This window comes from Armatimonas sp., from assembly GCF_043760365.1.
Taxonomy (GTDB): domain Bacteria; phylum Armatimonadota; class Armatimonadia; order Armatimonadales; family Armatimonadaceae; genus Armatimonas.
In genome coordinates this window covers 1-4,100 of sequence record NZ_JAYUPA010000641.1, presented here as the reverse complement: position 1 = coordinate 4,100, position 4,100 = coordinate 1, and the positions used below count along the sequence as shown (strand labels likewise).

3 protein-coding genes and 1 pseudogene are annotated in these 4,100 nt (G+C 60.0%); all 4 read left to right on the top strand.

From position 1 onward, the window contains the following. Positions 1–463, top strand: a pseudogene (locus ACH2EH_RS14705) (hypothetical protein); the annotation flags it as partial. Then, positions 460–1,764: a sulfatase-like hydrolase/transferase gene (locus tag ACH2EH_RS14700; RefSeq protein WP_395142795.1), complete on the top strand. Its 1,305-nt coding sequence runs from the start codon at positions 460–462 to the stop codon at positions 1,762–1,764. The pseudogene ACH2EH_RS14705 and the gene ACH2EH_RS14700, both read left to right, overlap by 4 nt. Positions 1,765–1,798: 34 nt before the next feature. Then, positions 1,799–2,692 (top strand): dienelactone hydrolase family protein, encoded by an 894-nt coding sequence (locus tag ACH2EH_RS14695; protein ID WP_395142794.1) that lies wholly within the window; start codon positions 1,799–1,801, stop codon positions 2,690–2,692. Beyond that, positions 2,693–4,072 (top strand): sulfatase, encoded by a 1,380-nt coding sequence (locus ACH2EH_RS14690; protein WP_395142793.1) that lies wholly within the window; start codon positions 2,693–2,695, stop codon positions 4,070–4,072. It begins immediately after the preceding gene. Positions 4,073–4,100: the final 28 nt, after the last annotated feature.

Below are 4,100 nucleotides of genomic sequence, written 5' to 3'. Positions count from 1 at the left end.
GATCTACCGTGAAGGCCCACTCAAAGCCGCGCGGCAGGTGAACGCCGACTCGAAAGACCCCAAGCCCTGGGGCAATCGCAGCTACAACGAGACGCTTCGTGTGAAGGAGCAGTTCCCCGTCGCGTTTCGTGTGCTCCAGGAGATGTACCCGCAGGGTTTTGGCATCACGCTCCCCACCTTCGAGCTCTACGACACGAAGACCGACCCCGATGAGCTGACCAATCTCGCCGAGGAGCCCGTGCAGCAAGCCAATCGCAAGCGTCTCACGGAGCTACTCCAGAGCTGGGTGCGCGAGACAAAAGACAAAATCTCTCCTCCCCAGCCCTCCCGGGTACCCTCTGGGTGTGGGCAGTCGTTCCTCCTTGGGAAAGGAGGGAGCCAGAGGGTGGATTTTTCCCCTTTCCCAGCGAAGAATGAGCGCCCGGGAGAGGGGCTAGGGGAGAGGTTAAGGACAACCCTATGATCCCTGTGACACACTCCGCCCCGCCACCCAATATCGTCTTTGTGCTAATTGACGACATGGGCTATGCCGATCTCTCTTGTTATGGCAACACGCTTGCCAAGACCGAAAATATTGACAAACTTGCCCGAGAAGGTGTGCGCTTTACGCAGTTCTATGTCAGCGCCCCGATCTGCTCGCCGTCGCGTACGGGCCTGCTGACCGGGCAGTATCCCCAGCGCTGGCGCATCAACTCGTTTTTGGAGACCCGTGCCTCCAACACGAAGCGGGGGATGGCGCAGTGGCTGGATGTCAAAGCGCCGAGTGTGGCGCGGGAGCTGCAAAAGGCAGGCTACACAACCGGGCACTTTGGTAAGTGGCACCTGGGCGGCCAGCGCGATGTGGGCGATGCGCCGCTGATCACCGAGTACGGCTTTGATGCCTCACTCACGCAGTTCGAGGGCCTCGGTGATCGGATTTTGCCACTGCTCGATGCCTACGATGGCAAGCCGCCTCGGAAGCACGCACTGGGCAGTGACAATCTGGGGCGCGGGAATATTACGTGGCTGGAGCGCTCGAAGGTGACGGGTGCGTTTGCCAGCCGGGCGCAGGCATTTATGACGGAGGCGCGGGCCAAGAACAAGCCGTTTTTTGTGAACCTCTGGCTGGATGATGTCCACTCGCCGTTTTTTCCTCCCAAATCCCTGCGCGGCGATGGCGGCAAAAAGACACTCTACAACGCCGTGGTGCAGGACATGGACCGCCAGCTCGGGCCACTGCTAGAGTATATTCGCACGGTTCCTAACACCCTCGTGATCGTCGCCAGCGACAATGGTCCCGAGCCTGGTGCAGGCTCAGCGGGGCCGTTTCGTGGGCAAAAGGGAAATCTCTACGAGGGCGGCATCCGCGAGCCGCTGATTGTCTGGGGCCCTGGGCTGGTCAAGCCGGGCGTGGTCAATGAGAAAACCGTGGTCACGTCGGTGGACCTGTTCCCATCGCTACTGGCACTGGCAGGCAAGCCGCAGGCGCATGACGGCGAGAATCTGAGTGACGCACTTCTGGGTAAAAAGCAGCCGCTTCGTCGCCGCCCGATCTTCTGGAAGCGCCCCCCGGATCGCCCTGGCCCTAGTGCCAGCGAGCGCTTTCCGGATCTGGCCGTACGTGAGGGCGACTGGAAGCTCCTGTGCATGACCGATGGCACCGCGCCGCAGCTCTACGATCTGAAGAGCGACCCCAGCGAAACAATAAACCGGGCAAGTGAGCAGCCCGAGCGTGTGCGTCAGCTCACCGAGAAGCTTCTCGCCTGGAACAAATCTCTCCCCTGAAATTGGTATACTGACCAAGAACGGAGCTGTGATCATGGAACGCAAAAAAGCATCGGACTTTCCGCAAGAGCTACTGGAGCTCTTTGACCGCTATGTGCACGGAGGCATTGACCGCCGGACATTTCTCGAAGGGGCGCAGAAGTTCGCCACCGGCGCGGTCACGGCGACCATGCTCTGGGAGAGCCTGCGGCCTAACTACGCTTGGGCGCAGCAAGTCCCCAAAGACGATAAGCGCATCAAGACCGAAGTTGTCACGGTTCCCTCACCCAAGGGGAATACAAATATCAAGGGCTATCTGGCCAAGCCCGCGAAGGCAAAAGGCAAGCTGCCCGTGATTCTGGTGATCCACGAGAACCGGGGGCTCAATCCCTATATCGAGGATGTCGCGCGGCGGCTGGCGACCGAGAACTTTATCGCATTTGCCCCCGACGGCCTCACATCGCTGGGCGGCTACCCCGGTGACGATGAAAAAGGCGGAGCGCTCTTTCGCACCGTAGACCGGGCCAAGATGAGTGAGGACTTTATCGCGGCGGCACGCTGGCTGAAGGCACTGCCTGAGAGCAACGGCAAGCTCGGCGCGGTGGGCTTTTGTTTCGGCGGTGGCGTGGTCAACATGCTGGCGGTGAAGCTGGGGGGCGAGCTAGCGGCGGGCGTCCCGTTCTATGGCTCACAGCCCTCAGCGGAAGACGCGGCAAAGATCAAGTCGCCCTTGCTCATCCAAAATGGGGGGCTAGATAAGCGTATCCTCGACGGTGCCCCCGCCTTTGAGGCGGTCCTCAAGGCCAACCAGGTTCCCTTCACCGCGCATGTGTACGAGAATGCCAACCACGGCTTCCACAACGACACCACGCCGCGCTACGACGAAGCTAGTGCCAAGCTCGCCTGGAAACGCACACTGGAGTTCTTCAATAAGTACACGCGGAGCTAGATGAAAAACTATCTCCTGGCTGCGCTTGTGGCACTGCTTACCACGTCGGTGTTTGCACAGGCCCCATCGCCAAAACTGAACGTGCTCTTTATCGGTGTGGACGATCTTAATGCCTGGGTGGGGCATCTGGGAGCGAACCCGCAGACTAAGACACCCAATATTGACCGGCTTGCCAAGATGGGCGTCACGTTCACGCGGGCCTACTGCGCCGCCCCGGTCTGCAACCCCAGCCGTGCCGCGCTGATGTCGGGCCTGCGTCCAGGAACGACGGGCGTCTACGACAATGGCGAGCCGTGGCAGCCAGTGATTTCGAAAGAGCAGACCCTCACCACGCAGTTCCTTAAGGCGGGCTACGAGGTCTTTGGAGCGGGCAAGATCTACCACGCCAACGTCCACCGGCCCGGGGAGTGGAGCGACTACTCCGTGCCTATCGAGGGCAAGCAGACCCCGCATCCGTCAGCGAAGAACGATGGCGTGGGCGGTATTAAGTTTCAGCCCCTCACCGACGACTCGCACACGTCGGATGAGGCGATCATGGACTACGGGATCAAGCATCTTAGTCAAAAGCACGACAAGCCGTTCTTTCTGGCGGTCGGGGTGCACAAGCCACACATGCCCTGGAACGTCCCCAAAAAGTACTACGATAGGTTTCCGCTAGAGAGCATCCAGCTTCCTCCCACCCAGAAAGACGATCTCCGCGATGTACCGGCGGGCGGGATAAAAATGGCCAAGCCCAAGGGCGACCACGTGGAGATGCTGGCGAGTGGCCGCTGGAAAGAAGCAGTGCAGGGCTATCTGGCAGCAATTTCCTACTGCGACGATCAAGTGGGCAGAATCTTAGACGCCTACGACAAGTCGCCGGAGAAGAAAAACACCATGATTGTCTTCTGGGGCGATCATGGCTGGCACCTGGGCGAAAAAGAGCACTGGCGCAAGTTCGCACTCTGGGAGGAAGCCACACGCGCGCCATTTATCTGGGTCGTACCAGGCGTCACCAAGCCTGGCGGCATGAGCACACGCACCGTTGACTTTATGAGCATCTACCCTACCCTCTGCGAGCTAGCCGCAATCCCCACACCCCCGCATAACGAGGGCAAGAGCATCCGCTCGCTTCTGGCCAACCCGAAAGCCGCCTGGGACACCCCCGCCATCACGACCTATGGCCGCAATAACCACGCCGTTCGCACCGAGAAGTGGCGCTATATCCGCTACGCCGACGGTGGCGAGGAGCTCTACGATCACGAGAAAGATCCGCATGAGTGGATGAACTTAGCGAGCAAGCCCGAGCTTAGCAGCGTGAAAGCCGAGCTCGCCAAGTGGCTCCCCAAGATAAACAGGCCTGAGGCAAAGCGTGGTAATAACGGAGGCGATGGCGAGTGAAGTGTTACCAATGTGAAAGTAAGCACGC